Genomic DNA, 25693 nt, shown 5'->3' with positions numbered 1-25693 from the left:
GAGCGCGCGGGAAGGCGGCGATCCGGCACGGGAACAGCCTGGGAGAGTATCCGTAGGCTGGACCCGTGCCGAGATGGAGCAAGACGGCGCGGGACCGTCAGACGCTCTCCGGTCTGACGGCGTAGATCTCGTGCAGTTCGGTTCCGGCCAGGCTCGGGTCTTGGCGCGTTCGCGCGTACAGACCGTGTCCGCTCAACAATTCGCGGCACTGGGCCAAGCGGTCGTCCCGATCGTGCACCTCGGCGACGACGGCACGGATACGCGGCCAGTCCGCGGCGGCTATGCCGCGCAGGACATCGAGCTCCGCTCGCTCGACGTCGACCTTGAGCAAGCCGACCTCCGCGTTCCCGCCGTGCTCGTCGAGTATCGCCGAAACGGTGGTGACTTCGACCTCCATTCGCTCGCCTTCGTGCAGCCCGGCGGTGATGAGAGCGATCGCCTCATCGTTCAGGCCGCTGTTGCGCAGGTAGATCTCGGTGGCCCGGTCGTCGGCCGCGCGGTCGGCGTAGAGACCCGAATTGGCCGACGCCCGTGGGTACCAGGTGAACGGCGCGCTGCCGGGCGCCGCGCCGACCGCGACTTGCAACGGCACGCCGTCCGGCACATGAGCGGCCATATTGCGCTGCAGACAGTCGAAGGTCGCCGGGGCCGGCTCGGCGGCGATCACCCGGACGCCGGGGCAGGTCTCGGCGAACATCATCGCGCTCAGCCCGATGTTCGCGCCGATGTCCAGTGCGATGTCCCCGGGACGCAGCAGCGCGGCCGCTAGCCGATAGAAGCCGTCGGTCGACATCTCGCCCCACAACATCCGCGCCTCGGCCGGACTGGTACAGGCGACCGTCCTGCCGTCCTCGAGCCGGAGTTGCTGGAGTTGATCGAGAGTCTTCAGCATGCGTTCGCGAACCTTTCGAGGATCGGGCCGATGACGGCCAGTGCGTGCGGATGGGTCAACTCGAGATGTCGTGCGTCGACGACCGTGTTGTGCAGATCGCCGGTGATGAACGGCCGCCACGTCCGCACGACGGCGTCGTGGTCCGCGCGGTCTTTTCCTGCGGTGAAGAAGATCAGATCGCCGTCGAAGACACCAGGCCGGTGCTCCCGGGCGATATCGCTCGCGGTCCGGAAGCTCTCCATCACCCGGTCGACCTGTTCGGCGGTGAACATCCCGGTGGCGGTCACCTGATCGCGGATCACCGCCCAGGCCTGCTCGTGGGTCTGCGCGGTCACCTCGGCGCCGAGGTCGAACAGCTCACGCCAGCCACCGAGCAGATCGGCCATCAGTTCGCTCGGCGCGGGCTCGTCCGCGGTGCCGCTCATCGCCGCGGCCAGCGCCTCGGAGTCGCCGACCGCGCTGTCCATCATGGCCAGCATGCCGACCTGCTGTCCTTCCCGCTGGAGCCGGACCGCGACGGCATGCGCGATCGCACCGCCCAGCGACCACCCCAGCAGGTGGTACGGCCCGCTCGGCTGCACTCGGCGGATCTCGGCGACATAGCGTTCCGCGAGTTCGTCGACGGAACGCGCACCGGGTTCGCCCGCCACGACATGGGGATCCTGCAAGCCGTAGACCGGCCGGTCCTTGTCCAGATGTTCGACCATTCCGCCGTAGAACCACGCCAGTCCGCCCGCGGGGTGCACCGCGAACACCGCGGGCTTCGGGCCGTGCGCGCGCAGCGGCAGCAATACTTGCAGCCCCGAACCGCCCGCCGTGCCGTCGGCCCGTGCCGCCAGGGCTCGCGGCGTCGCGTCGTCGAACATCCACGGCAACTGGATCGTCACGCCGCGGCCGCGCAACTCGGTCACCACCATGGTGGCCAGCAGCGAGTTGCCGCCGAGATCGAAGAAGCCGTCCGATGCCCCGACCCGCTGGACGCCGAGGACCTGCGCGTAGACGTCGCCGATCACCTTCTCCGTGTGGGTCCTCGGAGCCACGAACGCGATCGTCGACTCGTCGAACTCGGGGTCGGGCAGTGCTTTTCGGTCGAGCTTGCCGTTGACCGTCAACGGCAGGGCGGGCAACACCATGATCGTCGCGGGCACCATGTAGCCGGTCAGCACCTGGGCGGCGGCCTCGCGGACCTCCGCCGGATCGATCCGCTCGCCGTCGACGCCGACGACGTAGCCGATCAGCTGATCGACACCGCGATCGTGCCGGTGCACCGTGACCGCGGCCTGGGTGACGAGCGGATGGCGCAACAGCGCCGACTCCACCTCGCCGAGTTCGATGCGGAAACCACGCAACTGCACCTGCGCGTCGGCCCGGCCCGCGTACGCCAACTCCAGCCCGCTCGCGGACTTCCGCCAGCGACCGACATCCCCGGATCGATAGAGCCGGGCGCCGTCGGGATCGAAGGGATTCGCCACGAATCGGCCCGCGGTCAGTGCGGCGGCCCCCAGATATCCCCGGGAAAGCTGCCCACCAGCCACATAGATCTCTCCGGCAACACCGATCGGCACCGGACGCAGCCGGTCGTCGAGAACGTACGCCCGCAGCCCGGGCAGCGGCACACCGATGCCGCCCGAGCTCGCCCGCGTCACTTCGGAGAACGTGACGTGCACGGTCGTCTCGGTGATGCCGTACATGTTGATCAGCCGTGGCATGCCAGGCGCGTGCGCGGCGAACCAGTCGTCCAACCGCGACGCGTCCAGCGCCTCGCCACCGAAGACGACATAACGCAAGGCGAGATCTCCTGCGGGGCAGCCGGATTCCCGATAGCGGCGCTCCGCGTCGACGAATCCGTAGAACGCCGACGGCGTCTGGCTCAACACGGTCACGCCCTCCCGCGCCACGACGTCCACGAACGCCTCCGGCGACCGGGAGGTGTCGTAGTCGACCACGACCACCTTGCCGCCGGACAGCAGAGCGCCCCAGATCTCCCACACCGCGAAATCGAAGGCGTAGGAATGGAACATCGTCCACACGTCGTCGGGTCCGAGGTCGAATCTCTCGGCCGCGTTGGTGAACAGGGTGACCGCTTCCCGGTGGCCGACAGTCACGCCCTTCGGGCGGCCCGTCGATCCCGACGTGTAGATCACGTAGGCGACGTTGCCCGGCCGCGCAGGCGACACCACCGAATCGGAGGCCGCAGCGTCGTCGTTCGCGCACTCCTCGATGAGCAGTACCGGCGCGGTGCACTCCGGCACCGCGGCGGACAGGTCCGCCGAGGTCAGAACCGCGGCCGGACGAGCATCGTCGAGCATGAAACGCAATCGCTCAGGCGGATACGCCACATCCAGCGGCAGATATCCCGCACCCGCGCGCACGACGCCGAGCAGGCCGACGACCAGGTCCGCCGACCGCGGCAACGCCACGGCCACCAGCGATTCCGGACCCACTCCCCGCTCCGCCAGCCGAGCGGCCACCGCGGCGGAGCGCCGATCCAGCTCCGCGTAGGTCAGCCGCGACTCGCCGTCGGTCACCGCGACCGCGTCCGGTCGCGCGACGGCCTGGATGGTGAACAGTTCCGCGAGGGTCGTGTCCGGCACGGCGACCCCGGCGACACCGGCCGCGCCGAGCAGCTCGCGACGCTGCTGTGGGCCCACGAGGTCGATGTCACCGACGGCGACCTCCGGATCGGCGGTCACCTGCTCCAGGATCCGCACGAAGGCCGCCGCGAACCGGGTCATCGTCTCCTCGACGAAGAGATCGGTGGCGTAGGTCAGGCGACCTCGGATGCCCTCCGCCTGCCCACCGGCGCCGGGGCCTTCGACAAGATTCAGGTTCAGGTCGGCCTGCGCCGGTTCGAAGCCGTTCTCGACCGGCTCGACGGTGAGGCCCGGCAGTTCCAACGCGGCCTTGCTCAGGTTCTGCACATCGAGCGTCACCTGGTACAGCGGCAGATGGGCCGTGGACCTCGGTGGATTGATCGCCTCCACCACCTGCTCGAACGGCACGTCGGCATGGGCGAACGCCGCCAGATCCGTTTCCCGCGTCGCCGCGAGCAGCTCGGCGAACGACTGACGCGACGACACCCGTGACCGCAGCACGAGGGTGTTGACGAACATGCCGATCAGATCATCGAGTTCGCGCTCCCCGCGTCCGGCCACCGGAGCACCCACCGCGACATCGCCGACACCGGCCGACCGCGACAGCAGGACGGCCAGCGCGGCGTGCACGACCATGAAGACAGTCGCGTTCGCCGCGCGCGCCAGCGCGCCGATTCGTTCCCGCAACGCGGCGGAGATCTCGAAATCCACGGTCCGGCCACGCATCGACGCCACCGGCGGACGCGGCAGGTCGGTGGGCAGTTCGAGCAGTTCGGGCAGCCCGGCGAGGGTGTCCTTCCAGAAGCGCAACTGCCGGGACATGACCGAGCCCGGGTCGCGCTCGTCGCCGAGTACATCGCGCTGCCAGAGCGTGTAGTCCGCGTACTGGACCGCGAGAGCGGGCCAGATCGGTTGTGTCCCTTGTCTGCTCGCCTGGTAGGCCACCGCCACGTCTCGCGCGAGCGGCATCATGGACTGCCCGTCGGCACAGATGTGGTGCACGGCGATGACCAAGACGTGCTCGGTGGCTCCGAGCCGGAACAACGCCATGCGCAGCGGAGGCGCCTGTGTGACATCGAAGCTCGCCGAGACGGTGGCGAGCACTCGCTCCATCAGCCGATCCGCCTCGACCGGTACGGCGGTCAGCCCGATCGTGACCTCTTCGACGGGGACCGCGACCTGATGTGGCGTCCCGTCGGTCATCGGGAATCTGGTTCGCAATGACTCGTGCCGATCGAGGACCAGCTCGCACGCGCACCGCAACGCGTCGATGTCGAGTTCGCCCGTCAACCGGATCACCAGCGGGATGTTGTACGCGCCGACGGAGGTGTCGAGCTGGTTGAGGAACCACATCCGCTGTTGCGCCGGCGACAACGGCACCAGCCCGGAGCGGGTGCGCGGCACCAGTGGCGCGCGGACCGTGCGCTCGGAGGCGTCCAGACGGGCGGCGAGTCCGGCGACCGTGGGCGCTTCGAACAGGTCGCGAACGCCCACGCTCACTCCGAGCGCGGTACCCAACTGAGCGGTCACCCGCGTCGCCGACAACGAGTTGCCGCCGAGGTCGAAGAAGCTGTCGCCCGCCCCCACCCGGTCGATGCCGAGGACGCTTCCGAAGACTTCCGCGACTTGCCGTTCGGTCTCCGTACCCGGTGCGGTCCAGGCCCGTGCCGCCGAGAACCGCGGCGCGGGCAGTGCCAGGCGGTCGAGCTTTCCGGTTCTGGTGAGGGGGAATTCGGTGAGCACCGCGCAGATGTCGGGCACCATGTGCGCGGGCAGCCGCAGCCGCGCGGCCGCCCTGATCTCCTCCGGGTCCAGGTTCTCGGCGCCGACCAGGTAGCCGACGAGTCTGCCGACGCCGCGCTCGTCTTCGCGCAGCACGACGACCGCGTGTTCCACGCCGGGTTGCGCGGCCAGCACGGCCTCGATCTCACCGAGCTCGATCCGTTGACCGCGAATCTTGACTTGGAAGTCGCGACGACCGAGGTACTCCACGGTGTGCTCCGGCGTCCAGCGAGCCAGGTCGCCGGTGCGGTACATGCGGGATCCCGGCGCACCGAACGGGTTCGCGACGAACGCGTTCGACGTCGCCACCGGGCGGTTCACGTATCCGCGGGCCAGTTGCACACCGGCGAGATACAACTCGCCGACCACGCCCACCGGCACCGGCCGCAGCCAGGCGTCCAGCACGACGGCCTCGACGCCGCTGATCGGACCACCGATCGTGACGGCCGCACCGGGATGCAGCGGGCCACCGATTCCGGCCAGGATCGTCGTTTCGGTCGGGCCGTACCCGTTCAGCAGTCGCCGGCCCGGCGACCACTGCGTGACGATCTCCGGCGTCACGGCCTCGCCACCGGCCATCAGCACCCGCAGGCGATCCAACCCCTCCGGTGGCATCGTCGACAGCACGCTCGGCGTCAGGAAGCAGTGCGAGACGTGCTGCTGCCGAATGAATTCCGCCAGTTCGGGGCCGCCGAACACTTCCGGCGGCGCGACCACGAGTACCGCGCCGTTGGTGTGGGCCAGCAGCAACTCGAGGACCACGACGTCGAAACCGGGAGCGGACGCGTGCAGTACTCGCGACCGGCTGTCCGCGCCGAAACGGTCACGTTCCACGGCCGCGAAATTGGCCAGCCCCTCGTGGGTGACCGCGACGCCCTTAGGCGTCCCGGTCGAGCCCGAGGTGTACAGCACGTACGCGGTGTCGCGAACATGCGGCGTCCGTGTTCGATCCGTGTCGGTCACCGCGTCCGAGGACCGCGCCTCGATCGCTTTGCGGGTTTCCGGATCGTCGAGTACCAGCCGCCGGACGGGGCCGGAAACCAGCTCTCGCCACGCCTCGACCGTGACCGCGACCCGCACCTGCGAGTCTGCGACCATGTGCCCGACGCGTTCGGCGGGGTTGCGCGGATCCACGGGCAGGAACGCGGCGCCGGTCTTGGTGACCGCCCACATGCCGACCACGAGTTCCACCGATCGGGCCATCGCCAACGCCACCTGGTCGCCGGGGCCGACACCCCAGTCGATCAGCTCGCGCGCGACACGGTTCGACCAGGCGTCCAACTCGGCGTACGACATCGTGTGCCCGTCCGAAACGATCGCTGCTGCTTCGGGATCCACCGCGACACCGGCGGCCAACAGCTCAGCGAGGACCCGGGGCGCTGCGGCGGGTCCGCCGGTGGCGGGTACCAGGTCACGGCGCTCGGCCGCGGTCAGCAGGTCGACCGCGCCCAGCAGCGCGCCCGGATCGGTCGTGATGGCGCGCAGCACGGTCTCCAGCCGGGCGGCCAGACCGGCGGCCGTCGAGTCGTCCACGCGGGCCCGCTGGTAGCGGATCATGACGTGCAGCTGATCGGTCTGGTGCGCCTGCACCGTGATCGGATAGTGCGCTGCGTCGCTTCCGTCGGCCGCGACCACCCGCATGCCGTCGATGTCCGCGTCGCCCAGGCCGCTGCTGTCGACCGGATACGACTCGAAGACGACCAGCGTGTCGAACAGCTGGGCAGCGCCCGTGTCCGCCAGGATCCGGGACAGTTCGACGTCGTGGTGATCGAGCAGGCGGGTGTTGTCGGCCTGCAACCGCCGCAGCGCGTCCTCGACCGTCCAGGTTCGCGGGAGGTGCACGGCCACTGGAATCGTGTTGATGAACAAGCCGATCATCGATTCCACGCCGGGCAGGTCGGCGGGACGTCCCGACACCGTGCTGCCGAACACCACACGCTCGGTGCCGAGCAGGTTCCCCAGGACCACCGCCCAGGCGAACTGCACGATCGTCGACATGGTCACCGCCCGTGCCCGAGCGAATTCCACCAGTTCCGCGGTGACGGCACGATCCAGCACCACCGCCAGGTCGACCGGGATGCCGACCGTCGTGTGCGTGCGCGCGTCGGCGATCACCGTCGGTTCGGTGAAATCGCGCAGGACCTCCCGCCACACCTCGATGCCGGTCGACGGCTCGCGCCGATCCAGCCATTCCAGGTAGCCGCGGTACGACGCCGCGGCGGGCAGCAGCTCGGCCCGCGCACTCACCGCGTAGAGGCCGATCAACTCGCGCCACAGCAACGGCAACGACCAGCCGTCCAACAGCAGGTGGTGCGCCGTCAGCACCAGCCGGAAGTCCTGTGGCGCCACGGCGATCAGCAGGAACCGCAGCAGCGGAGGATCGGCGGGATCGAACGGGACCGCCCGCTCGGCCGCGATCAGCTCCTCGGGGGTCGTCGTGCCGTCGCGCAGATCGACCCGCCGCCAGCGCACGGCGGCGGCCGCCGGAATCACCTGCGCCGGAGTGCCATCGGCCGTGCGCACGAAGGCGGCTCGCAGATTCGGATGACGCTCCAGCAAGGCCGCGGCGGAGCGCTCCAGCCGATCCGCATCGATCACACCGGCGAGGGCGAGCGTCGATTGCGCGGTGTAGACGTCGAGATCACCCGCGGCGAGTTCGGCATGGAACAGCAGTCCCGCCTGCAGCGGCGCCAGCGACCAGACATCGCCGAGCGCTCCGTAGCGGTCGGCGAACCCGTCCAGGTCGGATTGTGTGACCTCGACGAGTGGAACGTCGGCGGGTGAGAAGCCCCAGTCCTCGTTCGTGAGGGCCGCGGTCGCGATCCCGGTCACCGCGCCGGTCCATTCGTCGGCGAGTTCGGCCACGTCGTCGCGCTCGAACAGCCGGGACGCGTAGCCGATCCGCGCCGACAGGCGCGGTCCCGCTTCGGTGTCCACGATGTTCACGTCGATCGTGACGGCCGCCGCCACGGGCATGTCGGGATCGAAGGCCGACCACCGGTCGAACGGCTCGTCGGTCGGAATCCACGCGAGGTCCGACAGCGTCGTGAGGTCGACGCCGACGCGGCCGAGATTGTTGAAACCGATCTGCGGCTCCGGCAGCGCCGCGAGCCGGTCGCGGGTGTCGGCGTGGAGGTAACGCAACAGGCCGTAGCCGATCCCCTTGTCCGGGATCACGCGCAACTGGTCTTTCACGGATTTCACCGCGGCACGCGGATCATCCGCATTCACCCCGCTCAGGTCGAGCGCCACGGGGTAGGTGTTGGTGAACCAGCCCACCGTGCGGGAGACATCCGCTCCCTCGGCGATCTGTTCCGCGCGGCCGTGCCCCTCCAAGAGGACTTTCACACCCGCGTGCGCGATACCGCGCCGGTGGCGCCAGCGCGTCGCCGCCACGGCCAGGCCGGCCAGCAACGCGTCGTCGACGCTGCCGTGCGCGGCCTTCGGCACCGCGTCGAGCAATGCCGAAGTGACGTCCACCGGGAGCGACACCGTCAGATGCCGCACGGTCGACTGGGTGTCGACGGCGGGATCGAGCACCCCGCTGCCGAGCAGCGGATCCGGCGCCGCACCCATCCGATGCCACAGGTCGAACTCCCCGGCACGGGCCGCGGCGGCATCGGCCAGCGCGTGCGCCCATCGGCGCATGGATGTCCCTTGCGCGGGCAATTCCACCGTTCGTCCCCGCGTGACCTGCTGCCAGGCTGTCGCGAAGTCGGGAATCAGGATTCGCCAGGACACACCGTCGACCACGAGGTGATGGACGACCACGAGCGCCCGCGCCTCGGCGTCGAGGCCCGGTTCGGGCAGCAGGCACACGACCTGCGCCATCCGGCCCGCCGCCGGGTCGAGGCGGTCCGACGCCTCGGCCAGCGCCGCTTCCACCACCGCGGTGAAACCGTCACTGCCCGGGGTCTCGTGCGCGCGGAAGGTGCGGGTCAGCACCACGTCCGCGGCATCCGCGGCCTCGGGCCGCGGCACCTCCAAGCACTGTTCGCGCAGCCGCGCGCGCAGCATGTCGTGCTGTCGCAGCACCGCCCGCACCGTCGCGGTCACGTCCTCGACTCGCGCGTCGCGCGGCAAGCGCACCAGCATCGACTGAGCGAACCGGGGAGCGGCGCCGAGACGCTCGGTGAACCAGGAAACCACCGGGGTGAACGGGATCTCGCCCACGCCGCCACCAGGCAACTCCGCGAGCGAAGTACGTTCGGCGGCCGCGGCGACCCGCGCCAGGCCACGGACGGTCTTCTGCTCGAAGATGTCCCGCGCCGTCACCATGACACCTGCCGACTTCAACCGGGAAGCCAGCTGGATCGACAGGATCGAATCGCCGCCGAGGGCGAAGAACGAGGTGGAGACACCGACCGACGCGACGCCGAGAACATCCGCGAACGCGGCCGCGACGGTGCGTTCCAGATCCGTGGACGCCGCCTCCGCGTCATCTCCGTCGGCGCGGAAGACCGGCTCCGGCAACGCTTTCCGATCCACCTTGCCGGTCGAGGTGATCGGCATGCGATCGAGCACGGTGAGCACCGACGGCACCATGTGCGCGGGCAATACCGACGCGACATGTTCGAGCACGGTCTCCGGGTCGGCGACCGTCGCGGCCTCGGTCACGATGTACGCGGCCAGCACCGGGTGCCCGCCCGGCCCCGTGCGGCTGACGGTCACCGCGGCGGCCACCGCCGGATGCGTGAGCAGCGCCGCGTCGATCTCACCGAGTTCGATGCGCTGGCCACGGATCTTGATCTGGAAGTCGCTGCGGCCGACGTATTCGAGCGTGCGCCGCGTCGTCCAGCGGACGATGTCCCCGGTGCGGTACATCCGCCCGCCCGGCCTACCGTACGGATTCGCGACGAACGCACCGGCCGTGACCGAACGCCGGTTGAGGTAGCCGCGCGCCAGCTGCGCACCCGACAGGTACAGCTCCCCCGCGACTCCGACCGGCACCGGGCGCAAGCGCGCGTCCAGCACCAAGGCCTCCGCGCCGCGAATCGGGCCGCCGATCGCGATCGGATCGCCCGGCCGCACCGGATCGCTCATCGTGATCACGATCGTCGTCTCGGTCGGGCCGTAGATGTTGTGCAACCGGCGACCCGGCGCCCAGGTGGCGATCAGCTCCGCGGGCACCATCTCGCCGCCGACCGCGAGCATCCGCACCGACTCGAGACCCGCGGGCGCCATGGTCGCCAGCACGCTCGGCGTCAGGAACGCGTGCGACACCCGATGCGTCCGGATCAGCGCGGCCAGATCCGGCCCGCCGAACACCTCCGGTGGCGACACGACCAACGCCGCGCACGCCGCATGCGCCATCAGCGCTTCGAGCAGCACCGCGTCGAACGCGGGCGCCGCCACTTGCAGCACCCGGGACGTGCCGTCGACCCGGTAGCGTTCGGTTTGCTCGGCCGCGAAGTTCGCCAACCCGGCATGGGTGACCACGACACCCTTGGGCGTTCCGGTCGAACCGGACGTGTAGATCAGGTAGGCGGCGTCCTCGATCCGCAGCACACGTCCGCGTTCCGCATCGGTCACCGCCGCGCCGGACCGCGCCGTGATCTCCTGCGCCGTGCGCGGATCGTCGAGCATCAGCCAGAGCATCGCGTCCGGCAGCTCCCCGCGTGCGGTCGCGAGCGTGAGCCCGACGCGGACGCCGGAATCGCTCACCATGTGCGCGATCCGCTCGGCGGGGTAGCGCAGGTCGACCGGGACGAACGTGGCGCCGGTCTTCGCGATCGCCCACATGGCGACGTGATACTCGATCGAGCGTGGCACGGCAAGCGCCACGAACACTCCCGGCCCGACTCCCTGGGCGAGCAGGTGACGAGCGAGCCGGTTGGCCCTGACGTCCAGCTCCGCGTACGTGAGGGCTTCGCCGTCCCCGATCAGGGCCACCGCCGCCGGAGCCGATGCCACGGCCGTCGCCAGCAGATCCGGCAGCAAGCAAGGCCGCGCGTCGTCGCCGCCCCGCGCGGGCACCAAGCGTTCGGTGTCGGCGGCGCTCAACAGATCGATGTGGCCGATCGCCCGCGCGGGATGGGCGGTGACCGCCTCGAGAACGCGGATGAACCTCTCCGCCAGAGCATGCGCGGTCGACTGGACGAAAAGATCGGTGGCGTAGATGATCTCGCCGTCGATTCCGGCGGGCCGATCGCCTTCGCGCCGCTCGGTCACCAGCACGGTGAGGTCGGCTTTGGCCTGCGCGATGCCGGGGTCCATGATCTCGACGTCGATTCCGGGCAGCTCGAATCGGGCCGCTCCGGTGTTCTGCAACCCGAACATCACTTGGAACAGCGGCGAATACGCCGTCGAACGCGGACGGCCGATGACGTCGACGAGCCGCTCGTAGGGCAGGTCGGCGTGGGCGAGCGCTTCGAGGTCGACATCGCGCACTACGGCGAGAAGCTCCCGGAACGAGCGATCTTCGTCGATGCGGGTCCGCAGCACCACGGTGTTCACGAACATGCCGACCAGATCGTCGAGTTCCGGCCTGCCGCGACCGGCGACCGGCGTGCCGACCGAGATGTCGTCGCTGTGCGCGGTGCGCGCCAGCAGGATCGACAGGGCCGCGTGCAGGACGACGAACACCGTGACACCCTCGCGCTGGGCCAGCCGCACGATGTCGTCGTGCAGCCGCGCGGGCAGCTCGAACCGGACGTTGCCGCCGTCGGTCGAGAGGGTGGCGGGGCGTGGCCGGTCCGTCGGCAGGGCGAGCAGCTCCGGGGAACCGTCAAGAGCGTCCGTCCAGTAATCGATCTGCCGCGCGATCAGCGACGCCGGATCGTCCTCGGAGCCGAGCAGCTCCTGCTGCCACATCGCGTAGTCGGCGTACTGGACCACCGGCGACTCCCACCGGGGCGCATGGCCGCCCGCCCGCGCCCGGTACGCGGCGAACACGTCGCGGCCGAGCGGAGCCATCGACGCTCCGTCGGCGGCGATGTGATGGACCACCACCACCAGCACATGTTCCCGCGTCGCGGTGCGATACAACCGCGCACGCACTGGTACCGATTCCGCGATGTCGAATCCCGCCTCGACCGCGTTCCGCATGCGGTCGGCGAGTTCCGTCTCGCCGACGACCGGCTCCGGTTCGAAAGCCATGTCCGCGGCGATCGTCGCGACCTCCCGCACCACCTGGCAGGGCTCGCCGTCGACGAGCGGATACACCGTCCGCAAGGGCTCGTGCCTGGTCACCACGTCGAGGAACGCGGCACGCAGTGCCTCCGTGTCCAGCGGCCCGGTCAGGCGGGCCGCGAAGCAGATGTTGTAGGCCGCCGAGGAGGTGTCGAACTGGTTGAGGAACCAGATCCGCCGTTGCGCCGTCGCCAACGGGATCGCGCCGGTGCGTGGCCGCGCGGTCAGCGCAACAGCGGTGGATCTGGTCCGTGCCGAGATCCGCTCCGCCAGCGCGGCGATGGTCGCCGCATCGAAGACGTCCTTGATGCCGACATCGACACCGACGACCGCCTGTGCCCGCGCCGCGAGCTGAGCGGCCGACAGCGAGTTGACACCGATCTCGAAGAGATTCGCGGTCACGCTCACCCGTTCCGCGCCGGTGAGTTCGGCGACCAGACGCGCCAGCACCACCTCGCCGTCGGTGCGCGGCGAGACGAAGTCCGCCCCGTCGTCGAACACCGGCCGCGGCAGCGCCGACCGGTCGAGCTTGCCGTTCGCGGTGAGCGGCATCGCGTCGAGCACCTGCACGACGTCCGGAACCAAGTAGGACGGCAGCGTCCGGGTCAGCTCTTCGCGGATCGCGCGGCCGTCGATGACCGCGCCCGGCGCCAACGTCACGTAACCGACGATGCGCTCCGTCGTCACGATGGCCACGGCACGCGCTACCTGCCCGCAGGCGCGCAGCGCGGCTTCGATGTCACCGGGCTCCACCCGCTGACCGCGCACCTTCACCTGGAAGTCGCCGCGCCCCAGGTATTCCAGCTCGCCGGTCTTGCGCCACCGGACCAGGTCACCGGTCCGGTACAGCCGCTGTCCCGCAACGCCGAATGGGTTGGCGACGAAGGCGCCGCAGGTGAGATCGGCGCGCGCGTGGTATCCGCGCGCCAATTGGACACCCGAGACGTACAGCTCCCCGACGACCCCGACCGGCACCGGCCGCAACCGCGAATCCAGCACGTAGACCTTCATGCCGCCGGCGGGCGCTCCGATCGGCACCGCCGCGACGGCCGACGCACCCGGCGCGCACCGCTGCGCGGTGACCACCTCCGCCTCCGCGGGCCCGTACCAGTTCACCAGCTCCGCGTGCGTGAAGACGTGCGCCGCGGCGTCGACCGTGCGCTGCGCCAGCGCCTCACCCGCGACGAACACCCGCCGGATCGAGGGCAGTTCCGCGACCCCGGCCGATTCCAGCAGGACATCGAGCATCGACGGGACGAAGTGCACGGTGGTGATCTCGTGCCGTGCGATGACCTTCGCCAGGTGAACGGGATCGCGATGTCCGCCCGGTTCGGCCACGACGATGTGCGCGCCGGTCTGCAACGGCCAGAACAACTCCCACACGGCGATGTCGAACGTGATCGGCGTCTTGTGCAGCACCGCGTCGGACGTTCCGTGCGGCCACCGCTGCTGGGCCCACGCCAGCTGGCTCACGGTGGCGGCATGGGTCAGCGCCACGCCCTTGGGCACCCCGGTGGACCCGGAGGTGAACAGCACATAAGCCAGATGGTTCGGCCGCAGCGGTGTGCGGCGCTGCGCGTCCGTGATCCGAGCGCCGGACAGACCGGTCACGTCCAGCCGGTCGATCCGCGCGTACTCGAATCCGTCGGGCAGGCCCTGGCCGTCGTCCGCGGTCGTGAGCACCAGCAGAGGATCGGCCGCGCCGAGGACGTGCGCGATCCGCGCGCTCGGGTGATCCGGGTCGATGGGCAGGAACGCGGCGCCCGCCTTCACGACCGCGTACAGTGCCGTGACCAGCTCGGCCGATCGGCGGACCGCCACCGCCACGATCGTCTCCGGCCCGGCACCGCGCCCGATGAGCCAGCGAGCCAGCCGGTTGACGCGTGCGTCGAAATCCCGGTAGGTCGACGTACTTCCGTCCGGAAGCCGCAGCGCCGTGGCGTCCGGGGTGCGCGCGACCTGTTCGTCGAAGACGTCGACGAGCGTCCGGCCCGGTGCGGCCGAGCCACCGGTGTCGTTCCACCGCTCCAGCACTCGGGACCGCTCCGCCTCGTCGAGCAGGCCGATCTCCCCGACGGTGGCCTCGGCATCGCGGGCCGCGGTATCGAGGACCTGGACGAACCGGTCGGCGAAGCCGCGCACCGTGTCCTCGTCGAACAGATCCGTGGCGTAGGTCAGGCGCAACGTCATGCCGGTCGGCTCGTTGTGCGTGCCGTGGCCTTCGCTGACCATCAGCAACAGGTCATAGATCGCCGCGCTGTCGCAGGGGTCCACGTTCTCCACGGTGAGTCCCGGCAGTTCGACGCGAGCCCGGGTCATGTTCTGGTAGGCCAGCAGCACTTGGAACAACGGCGTATGCGCGGTCGATCGCACCGGGTTCAGCGCGTCCACCAGTTGCTCGAACGGCACGGTGGCGTGATCGAACGCCTCGATGTCGGTGCGCCGCACCTGGTCCAGCAGACTCGCGAACGTCTGGTCGAGCGTGACCCGCGACCGCAGCACCAAGGTGTTGACGAACATGCCGACCAAGTGGTCCAGCGACCGGTCGCCCCGGCCCGCGTGCGGCACACCGACGGTGACGTCGTCGCTGCCGGACAGCCTCGACAGCAACACCGCCAGGGCCGCGTGCACCACCATGAACGTGGTGGCACCGGAGCGCCGTGCCAGCGATTCCACCCGGCCTTGCAGTTCACCGGGTATGGCGACCTGGATCACCGCCCCGCGCTGGGATTGCTCGATCGGCCTCGGCCGGTCGGTCGGCAATTCGAGCAGCTCCGGTACGCCCGCGAGTTGCGTTCGCCAGTAGGCGATGTCGCGGGCCACCGGCGAGTCCTGGTCGTCCGCGGAACCGAGGACCGCTCGCTGCCACAAGGCGTAGTCGGCGAACTGCACCGGCAGCGGCGCCCAATCCGGCGCGGTACCGCCGGAGCGCGCCCGGTACGCCGTCACCAGGTCGGCCGCCAGCGGGGCCACCGAGAAGCCGTCACAACTGATGTGGTGCGCGGCCAGCGCGAGCGTCCACGCCTCGTCGGACAATTGGTACAGCGCCACCCGCAGCGGCACACCCTCGGCCACGTCGAATCCGGTGCCGCAGAATTCGGCCAGCCGGTGCGGCAGTTCCCGCTCACCGACGGCCTGCGGGGTGAGATCGCAGGTCGCGAGCACGTCTTCGGCGTTCAGCACGACCTGGGTGGGCGTGCCGTCGACCGCGGGATACATGGTGCGCAAGCTCTCGTGCCGCTCGAGCACATCGCCGACAGCGGCCGTCAACGCGGCCGGATCGAGCGCGCCTTCCAGCCGGATCGCCAGTGGCACGACATATCCGGGCGCGGCGGGGTCGTACTGGTTGAGGAACCACATCCGGGTCTGCGCGTGCGACAGCGGGATACGGTCCGGCCGCGTGACCCGCGTCGGCGCGGGCAGACTCGGGACCGCGCGCAACTGGGTGATGCGCTCGGCCAGCCCCGACACGGTCGGTGCCTCGAAGATCGCGCGCACCGGAATGGTCACGTCCACGACGTCCCCGATCCGGCTCAGCGCGCGCGTCGCGACCAGCGAGTTGCCGCCCAACTCGAAGAAATCGTCGTCCGCGCCGATTTCGGGGCGGTCGAACAGTTCCGCGAAAACCGCGGCGATCGCCTGTTCGATCAGACCTCGCGGCGCCCGGAACTCGGTGTCCTGGGCGCTCGGGTCCGGCTCGGGCAACGCTCGATACTCCACCTTGCCGTTGGCATTGAGGGGGATCGAGTCGATCCGGGTCACCGACGACGGCACCATATAGGCGGGCAGCCGGTCCAGCAGAGAATTCCGGACCTGCCGGGCGTCGAGCGCGCCATCCGCGACGACGTAGGCCACCAGCCGCTGCTCACCGCCGTCGCCGCGTACCTGCGCGACGGCCGCGCGCACCTGCTCGTGCGCGAGCAGCGCCGCTTCGATGTCGCCGAGTTCGATCCGCAGGCCGCGCACCTTCACCTGGGTGTCGGCGCGGCCGATATAGCGCAGGTTGCCGTCGCCGTCCCAGCGCACGAGGTCACCGGTGCGGTAGAGACGCGCGCCGTCCGCGGCGCCGGAGGGATCGGCGACGAACGTCGCGGCCGTCAGGTCCGGGCGTTCGTGGTATCCGCGGGCAAGCTGCACGCCGCCCAGGTACAGCTCGCCGGTGACGCCGACCGGCACGGGATGCAGCCGCGAGTCCAGCACGTGCACCGTGACATTCGCCTCGGGCACGCCGATCGGCACGGTCGCGCCTTCGACCACGTCGATCCGGTGCGCGGTGACACTGACCGCCGCTTCCGTCGGGCCGTACAGGTTGTCGATGCGGGCGTCGCTGAAATCCCGGAAGCGGCGCGCGATCTCTGCGGACAACGCCTCACCGATGCACAGTACGCGCCGCAGGTCCGGGAACTGATCCGGAGTTGCCACCTCGAGGAACGCCGCGAGCAGCGACGGGACGAAATCCACCGTGGTCACGTGATACTCGGCCATCAGCCGGGCGATCTCGCGCGGATCGCCGTGCGCGTCGGGACCGGCGACCACCAAGGCAGCGCCGCAGGTCGGCGCGGAGAACAGTTCCCAGACGGAGAGGTCGAACGTCACCGGGGTGCGCAGCAGCATGACGTCGTCGCCACCGAGCCGATAGTGATCGCGCATCCAGCGCAGCTGGTTCACCACCGCGGCGTGCGGAACCGCCACGCCCTTGGGCACACCCGTCGAACCGGAGGTGTAGATGACGTAGGCCAGATCGTCCGGGCGCAGCGGCCGGATCCGATCGGCATCGGTCAGCGCCGACGCGTCCAGGCGCTCGGCCTCCAGCTCGCCGAGCGTCCAGACCGGCACGCCGCCGGGCAGACTCGCCCGGTCGGCCGTACGGGTGAGAATCGCGGCGGGACGCGCGGCGGAGAGGACGGAACTCACCCGGTCGGCCGGATGGTCCGGGTCCAGTGGCAAGTAGGCCGCGCCCGCCGCGTGGAGGGCGTACAGCGTGGCCAGCAGGTCCACCGAGCGGCGCATCGCCACCGCCACAATGGTCTCCGGTCCGATGCCGCGCCGGATCAGCGCGCGGGCCAGCGAATTCACCCGTGCGCCGAATTCCCGGTAGTCGAGCCGGGCACCACCGGCGGCGTCGAGCACCGCCGGGTGTTCCGGCGTCGCGGCCACCTGTGCGGCGAACAGGTCCGCGATCGTCGCTGACGGAGCCTGCGTCCGTACGCCGCTCGACCGGGCCGCGATCCGGTGCGCCTCTTCGGCGGTCAGCAGATCCATGTCGCCGATGGCGCGGGTGGGGTCACCGACGATCGCGCGCAGCAACAGCAGATAGCGGTCGAACATCGACTCGACCGTCGACTCGTCGAACAGATCCGTCGCGTAGCCGAATTCGACCGCCATGTCCCCCGGCTCGCCATCCGCCGCCAAGGCGTCGACCAGATTCAGGTGCAGGTCGTACTTCGCCACGCTGGGATCGGCCATCCGCGCCGAGACCGTCAGGCCCTCGAACCGCACCGTGGGGATCTCGATGTTCTGGAACGAGAAGCCCACCTGCGTCAACGGCGCGTGTGCCGTCGAGCGCGGCGGATTCAGCACCTCGACCAGACGCTCGAACGGGATGTCGGCGTTCTCGAAGGCGGCCAGGTCGGTGGCCCGGACCTGGTCCAGGATCCGGACGAAGGACGCGCCGGGTTCGATGTACGTCCGCAACACCAGCGTGTTGACGAACATCCCGACCAGGCCGTCCAACCCCGGCTCGCCACGACCGGCGATCGGTGTGCCGACCGCGACGTCCCCGGTACCGGACAACCGCGCCAGCAGCGCCGCGTAGGCGGCGTGCATCACCATGAAGACCGTCGCGTCGTGGCTGCGGGCCAGCGCGATCACCTCGCGGTGCAGATCCGCGGGAAGGGTGGCCGAGACCGTCGCGCCCCGGAACGACTGCTTCGCGGGCCGCGTACGGTCGGTGGGCAGATCCAGTACCTCGGGCAGATCGGCGAGAGCCGCGATCCAGTACCGGGTCTGGGCGACGGTCGGACTGTGCGGATCGTCCTCGCTGCCGAGCAGCTTCCGTTGCCACAACGCGTAATCCGCGTACTGCACCGGCAACGGGGCCCACTGCGGCGCTTCGTTCCCGACCCGGGCACGGTAAGCGGCCATCAGGTCCGCGGCCAGCGGCGCGAGTGAGGACCCGTCGAAGCTGATGTGATGGACCACGAGCACCAAGGCATGCTCGTCGGCCGCGCTGCGCAACAACGCGACCCGGAACGGAACCTCGGTGGTGACGTCGAAGCCCACAGCGACCTCGGCGGCGACGCGCGCCTCGACCGCACCGGCCGTGACCGCCACCGGCGTCAGCGGCGGCAGCGCCGTCGGCACCGACACGATCATCTGATGCGGCCCGCTGTCGCTGTCCGGGTACACCGTGCGCAGCGCCTCGTGCCGTTCGAGCACATCCGCGATCGCCGCGTGCATCGCGGCCACGTCGAGGTCTCCCGACATCCGCACGACCAGCGGGATGTTGTACACCGGTGAGCTCGTGTCGAACTGATTGAGAAACCACATCCTGGCCTGGGCGGGTGAGAGCGGGATCCGGTCCGGGCGCTCCTGCGGCACCAGCGGCGCCCTGGTCGCCGCGTCGGCACTGCGCAGGCGCTCCGCCAGCGCCCCGATGGTCGGCGTCTCGAAGATCGCGCGCAGCGGCACCTCGACGCCGAACGCACCGCTGAGCTGCGCGGCCGCGCGGGTGGCCGACAGCGAGTTGCCGCCGAGATCGAAGAAACCGTCGAGCACGCCGACGCGTTCGACGCCCAGCACGCCCGCGCAGATGTCGGCCACGATCTGCTCCGTGGCGTTGCGCGGCGCGACGAACTCCACGGCGGGGGCGAATTCCGGTTCCGGCAGGGCGGCGCGATCGACTTTGCCCACCGCCGACAGTGGGAGCGTGTCGAGCACCATGACCGTGTCCGGCACCATGTGCGACGGCAGGCGTTGCGCCGCATACCTGGTCAGTTCCGCGGTATCGACCACGCCGTCGGCGGGCACCACGTACGCCGCCAGGCGTGACCCGGTCTCGGCGTGCACGCCCACCACGACGGCTGCCGCGACGGTGGGGTGCCCGGCGAGGACGGCTTCGATCTCGCCCGGTTCGATGCGCTGTCCGCGGATCTTGACCTGGAAGTCGGTGCGCCCCAGATACTCCAAGGTGTGGTCGGCGGTCCAGCGCGCCAGGTCACCGGTGCCGTACATGCGGGTGCCCGCGGGACCGTACGGGTTGGCGACGAACGTGGCGGCAGTCGAGGCGGGACGATTGAGGTACCCGCGCGACAGCTGCACGCCCGAGACGTACAGCTGTCCGGCCACCCCGACCGGGACGGGCCGCAACCGGTCGTCGAGAACCACCGCGTCGACGCCGCGGATCGGGCCGCCGATGGTCACCGGGTCGCCGACGCACAGCGGATCGCTGATCGCCACCATGATCGTGGTCTCGGTCGGCCCGTACCCGTTGTGCAGCCGACGCCCCGGCGCCCATACCGAAACCGTCTCGGCCGATACCGCTTCTCCGCCCGCCACCAGCACCCGCAGCGAATCGAGTCCGGCGGGCGACATCGTCGCCAGCACGCTGGGCGTCACGAACGCGTGCGAGACCTCTTGTGCGCGAATCAATTCCGCCAGCTGCGCCCCGGCGAACACCTCCGGCGGCGAGACGACCAGCACCGCGCCGTTGGCGTGCGCCATGAGCAACTCGAGCATCACTGCGTCGAAGCCGGGCGCCGCCACCTGCAACACGCGTGACCTGCGATCCACCCGATACCGCTCGCGCTGCTCGATCGCGAAGTTCGCCAAGCCCTCGTGGGTGACCGCCACGCCTTTCGGCCTGCCGGTCGAGCCCGAGGTGTACACCACGTAGGCCGCGTCGGCCACACGGCAGGCCCGCACCCGTTCCGCGTCGGTCACCACGGCCGGGGACTGCGCCGCGAGGAACGCCTCGGTGCCAGGATGGTCGAGAACCAACTGCCGCACGTGACCGGGAAGCATGCCGCACGACGCCTCGACGGTGAGCCCGACCTCGATATTCGCGTCCGCGACCAGGTGCGCGACCCGCTCGCTCGGATAGCGCGGATCGACCGGCACGAACGCGGCGCCTGCCCGCGCCACCGCCCACACACCGACCACGAACTCCACCGACCGCCCCATGGCCAGCGCGACCTGATCCCCCGGCCCCACCCCCCAGTCGATCAGCACCCGCGCGAGACGATTCGACCAGTCGTCCAACTCCCCGTAGGAGAGCACGCGATCCCCCGCCACCACGGCAGGCGCGGTGCGTTCACCCACCAGCAACACATCCGCCAGCACCCGGGGCGGCTCGGCACGACCACCGGAGGCAGGGACCAATCCCAGACGCTCGACTCCCGACAACAAATCCACGTCGCCGACTCGGGCCCGTGGATTCGCCACGAACGCGTCGAGCACCCGATTCAGTCGTTCGGCGAGCTCTTCGACGGTCTCCCGATCGAACAGGTCTGTCGCGTAGTTGACGCGCAGCGCGACATCGCCGCCCGCGGCGGTGTTCTCGGCGACGGTGACGATGATGTCCACCTTCGCCGGTTCGGCGCCGGGGTCCAGCAGCTCGACGGTGAGCTCGGACAGCTCCAAGTTCGCCCGGTCCATGTTCTCGAACGCGAGATACACCTGGCACAGCGGCGCGTACGCCGGGGACCGCTTCGGATGCAGTTCGTCCACGACACGTTCGTAGGGCAGGTCGCTGTTGGCGAAGGCGTCGACGTCGATGCCCTTGACGCGTGCGAGGAACTCGGTGAACGACTCCTCGGCGGACACCTCGGTACGCAATGGCACGGTGTTGACGAACATGCCGATGAGCGGCTCGAGCGCGCGTTCGCCGCGACCGGCGACCGGCGTGCCGATGGTGATGTCCGCCGAGCCCGACATCCGCGCCAGCAGCACGGCCAGGGCGGCGTGGACGACCATGAACGTCGTGACGTTGGCCGCGCGCGCCAGCCGCTCGATTCCGGCGAAGGTCTCCGCGGGGATCACCGTGTCCGCGACGTCGCCGCGCATGGTCCGGCGGGCCGGACGCGGCCGGTCGGCCGGCAGCTCCAAGACCGGCGGCATCCCCGCCAAACGCTGCGACCAGTACCGCAATTGGCGGGCCGCCCGGGAATCCGGGTCGTCCGGGTCGCCGAGCAGGCTGCGATGCCAGACGCTGTAGTCGGCGTACTGGACGCTCAGCGGTTCCCAGTCCGGGATCTTCTTCTGCGCCCTCGCCTCGTAGGCGACGGCGACATCCGCCGCGAGGGGCCGCAGCGACGATCCGTCGCAGCAGATGTGGTGCAGGACCACGGCCAGGACATGCCGCGTGCGGTCGGCGGTCGCGAGCAGCGCCGCCCGGATCGGAGCGCGTTCGCGCAGATCGGTCCCGACCGAAGCCAGGTCGCGGATTCGGCCCTCGATCTCGTCCGGGTCGGTCGGCCGCGGCGTCAGGTCGAGCCCAGCGACAACCTCGTCGGCAGGCAGAATCACTTGTGTCCCTTCGCCGTTCACCGCGGGGTAGACGGTGCGCAGCGATTCGTGCCGATCGATCACGTCGGTCAGCGCGGCACGCAGCGCCGCCACGTCGAGACGTCCGGTGAGCTGGACGATCAGGGGGATGTTGTAGGCGGCCGAGGTCGGGTCGGTCTGGTTGACCAGCCACATCCTGTTCTGCGCCGGCGCGAGCGGAATGGGATCGGGTCTGCCCGCCGCCCGCAGCGCGGGCCTGCCGGAACGGTGTCCGTCCTCGATGTGCGCGGCGAGTTCCGCGATGGTCTGTTTGACGAACAGGTCGCGCACCGACACATCGCACCGGGTCGCTTCCGCGATGCGCACCGCCGCGCTGGTCGCGGTGATCGAGTTGCCGCCGAGGTCGAAGAAGCTGTCGAACACGCCCACCCGGTCGGTGCCGAGCACCTCGGCGAAGACGTCCGCGATCGACTCCTCGACGACCGTGCGGGGAGCGACGTAGGCCGCGGCCGAATCGAACACCGGCTCGGGCAGTGCCCGGTGATCCACTTTGCCGTTCACGGTCAGCGGCACCGCGTCGATCACGACGACGCTCGACGGCACCATGTACTCCGGCAGCATCCCGCCGACGTGGGTGCGCAAATCGTCCGGCTCGCAGGTGGCGCCGACGGCGGGTACGACGTATCCCACCAGCCGTGCCGCCTCCGTGCCGGGCAGATGCACCACGACGACCGCCGCGGCGACGCTGTCGTGGGCCAGCAGGGCGTTGCGGATCTCGTCCAGCTCGATCCGGAACCCGCGCAACTGCACCTGCTGGTCGGCGCGGCCGCGATACTCCAGTTCGCCCCGGTGATTCCAGCGCGCCACGTCGCCGCTGCGGTAGAGACGCCTGCCCGCACCGCCGAAGGGGTCGGCGACGAAACGTCCCGCGCTCAACGCCGGTCGGTTGAGATAGCCGCGAGCCAGCTGCGTTCCCGCGACGTAGATCTCGCCCCACGCGCCGAGCGGGCACGGACGCAACCGCTCGTCCAGGACATAGGTTCGCAGGCCCGGCAATGCCGGGCCGACCGTACTCGGCGCGCCCGGGACGGCGACGTCCGGCGTGAGGGCGATGTAGGTGACGAAGACGGTGGTCTCGGTGATGCCGTAACTGTTGGCCAGCACCGGCAGGTCCGGGTTGTGCTCGTACCAGTCGGCCAGCCCGGCGGGATCGAGAGCTTCGCCGGACAAGACGACCAGCCGCAGCGACAGTTCGCCTTCCGGCTCTCCCGCGTGCGCGTACCGCTGGCGCGCGGCCGCGAACTGATAGAACGCCGACGGCGTCTGGCTGAAGACGGTGACCTTCTCCCGCGCCGCCAGGCGCACCACGTCGTCCGGCGAACGGGTGGTGAGGCTGTCCACGACCACGATCCGGCCGCCGGTGACCAGCGCTCCGAAGATCTCCCAGACCGAGTAGTCGAAGGCGAAGGAGTGGAACAGCGTCCAGACGTCGTCGGATCGAATCCCGATCTCCGCGCACGAGTTCACCAGGTAGGTGGACACGGCACGGTGCGTGATCGATACGCCCTTCGGCCGGCCGGTCGACCCGGACGTGTAGATGACATAGGCGAGGTGATCGGGACGCAACGGGCCGGTCCGATCGGCATCGGTGATCGGGTCGGCGGCCTGCTCCGCGGCGAGAACGTCGTCGAACAGCACGACGCGGCCGGGATCGCCCGGCACGTGCTCGCGCATGCCCCGCGTGGTCACCACGGCGATCGGGTTCGCGTCGTCCAGTACGTATTCGAGCCGCTCGGCCGGATGGGCGGTGTCCAGCGGAAGGTACCCCGCGCCCGATTTCAGCACGCCGAGCACGGCGACGATCAGGTCGGCGTCGCGCGGCATCGCGATGGCCACCAGTGCTTCCGGTCCCGCGCCGAGTGCGATGAGCCCGCGGGCGAACCGGGTGGATCGTTCGTCGAGCTCGCGGTAGGTGAGACTGGTCGCCTCGGACGTCACGGCCACCGCGGACGGAGTCGCCGCCGCTTGCCGGGTCAGCAGATCCACCAGTGTGGCCGAAGGGGATTCACCGTCGCGACCGGCGAGTTCCTCGACGATGCGCAATTCCTCGGCGGGGCCGACCAGCTGGATGTCACCGATGCGGGTGTCCAGGGACGAGTCCATCATCCGCTGCAGGAAATCCAGGAACCGGTCGGCGTGCGACTCGAGTTCGTCCTGCCCGTAGAGGTTCGGATTGCCGTGCAATTCGATGAGCAGCGGCGCGTCCGCGCCCGAGCGGTACAGGTTGAGCTGCAGATCGTCGAGCGCGCCCGAGGTCAGCGCGCGGTAGCGGCCGACGGCCGAGCCGAGGCGAATCTCCGAGTCGAAGAACAAGATGTTCACGATCGGGCCGAACGAGTTCGCCGACGAATCGATCGCGGCCGAGTCGCGGCGCAGATCCTCGAACCGGTACAGCTGGTGGCGCATGGCCGAGACGAGCTCCGACACCGAGGCGCCGACCAGCTCCTCCACGGTGGTCGAATGGCGCACGGCGAAACGAATCGGCACCATGTTGGCCAACATCGCGGCGGAGTTGCGCAGGCGCTTGGTCACCCGGGCGGTCACCGGAAGCGACAGCGCGACATCCTCGGTGCCGGTCATCCGGGCGAGAAACGCCGCGAACGCCGCGATCACCACCTGCGCGGCGGATGCGTTCACCTCATCGGCGAAGCGGTCGAGCCGGTCGGACAGGTGCGCCGGGAGCTGCAGGCCTGCGACGCGGTCCACCTTGCCGGAACGTGCCGTTCGGCCGGACAGGCTCACCGGTGTCGGCAGATCGGAAACCTTGTCCAGCCAATATTTTTTGTCCGCCTGGTACCGCGAGCCGGCGCGATAGACGCGCTCCGCTTCGACGATGTCGTGCAGACTCGCCGCGTCCAGCCGCGTCGGTGGCCTGCCTTCCAGCTGCGCGTTGTAGTGCTCGGCCATTCGGGTGAGACTGTTGAAGGCGCCGTACCCGTCGACCACCAGATGATGCGCGCGGCCGTACCAGAAGTAGTGGTCCTCGCCGACCCGGATCAGCCTGGTCCGGGTGAGCCGGTCGCGACTGAGATCGACCGCCTTCGTGTTGTAGTCGCGGCGCATCCACTCCATCGCCGCCGCGATCGGATCCTCCGCATCGCTGAAATCCAGCACCGGCTCGTCGTAGATGATGCCGCGGTCCACGAATTGATAAGGGCGTCCGTCAGATTCGATCACCCGCACCACGAGGGACTCGGTTTCGTGCCCGCCGTCGTTCACCGCGCGGGTGAACGCGTCGTGGTCCACCGGGCCATCGATCTCGACGTAGTGTGCGATGTTGACAGCCGGTCCACCGGGCACATGATCCGCGAGCCACATGCCGTACTGCGCGCTCGAGAGCGGAATCAATCCCGGTTCGCCATCGGCGGTTCCGTCTGACTTCAGATGCATCGCATGACCCCTTATTCCTACCCGGACGCGCGAAGGCATGGCGGAACCACGCAGCTCACCGCGTCCGAAATCTGGCTTATATATGCACTTGGTCTGCTGAGAAGCGGCGTACCCCTGCTGTTCGCCGCGCCGTTCAGGTTTCGCGTGTAGCTCGATCAGCCGGTTCCCGGCATCCGAATCGGACACCATTGTGGCCGCTACGGCGGCTCCCACACCTCCTGTTTGTCGGCATTTCCAGTCGTCTCAAAATCTGAAAACAGAACTTTTGAATCTGCGGTGGAGCATCGACACTCTGGTGGGACAAGCTATCTGACAGCAGCCTGGCTGAGTCTAGTCGTAA

2 protein-coding genes are annotated in these 25693 nt (G+C 69.8%); both read right to left on the bottom strand.

The window, feature by feature from the left end; translation table 11 throughout:
• Positions 1 to 97 precede the first annotated feature (97 nt).
• Positions 98 to 892: an FkbM family methyltransferase gene (locus ACIA5H_RS09040; protein ID WP_355075341.1), complete on the bottom strand. Its 795-nt coding sequence runs from the start codon at positions 890 to 892 to the stop codon at positions 98 to 100.
• The gene (locus ACIA5H_RS09035; protein WP_397074990.1) at positions 886 to 25353 is read right to left on the bottom strand and encodes a non-ribosomal peptide synthase/polyketide synthase; all 24468 of its coding nucleotides are present in this window, start codon (positions 25351 to 25353) and stop codon (positions 886 to 888) included. Before ACIA5H_RS09035 ends, ACIA5H_RS09040 begins: the two co-directional genes overlap by 7 nt.
• Between the last annotated feature and the right edge of the window lie 340 nt (positions 25354 to 25693).

The sequence above is a fragment of the Nocardia sp. NPDC051900 genome, assembly GCF_044452545.1.
Taxonomy (GTDB): domain Bacteria; phylum Actinomycetota; class Actinomycetes; order Mycobacteriales; family Mycobacteriaceae; genus Nocardia; species Nocardia sichangensis.
This window is presented reverse-complemented; position numbering and strand designations above follow the sequence as displayed.

What these genes read in the sequence shown, in the direction of transcription:
- ACIA5H_RS09035 (WP_397074990.1), bottom strand. Translation starts at nt 25,353, where the DNA reads ATGCATCTGAAGTCAGACGGAACCGCCGATGGCGAACCGGGATTGATT.
- ACIA5H_RS09040 (WP_355075341.1), bottom strand. Translation starts at nt 892, where the DNA reads ATGCTGAAGACTCTCGATCAACTCCAGCAACTCCGGCTCGAGGACGGC.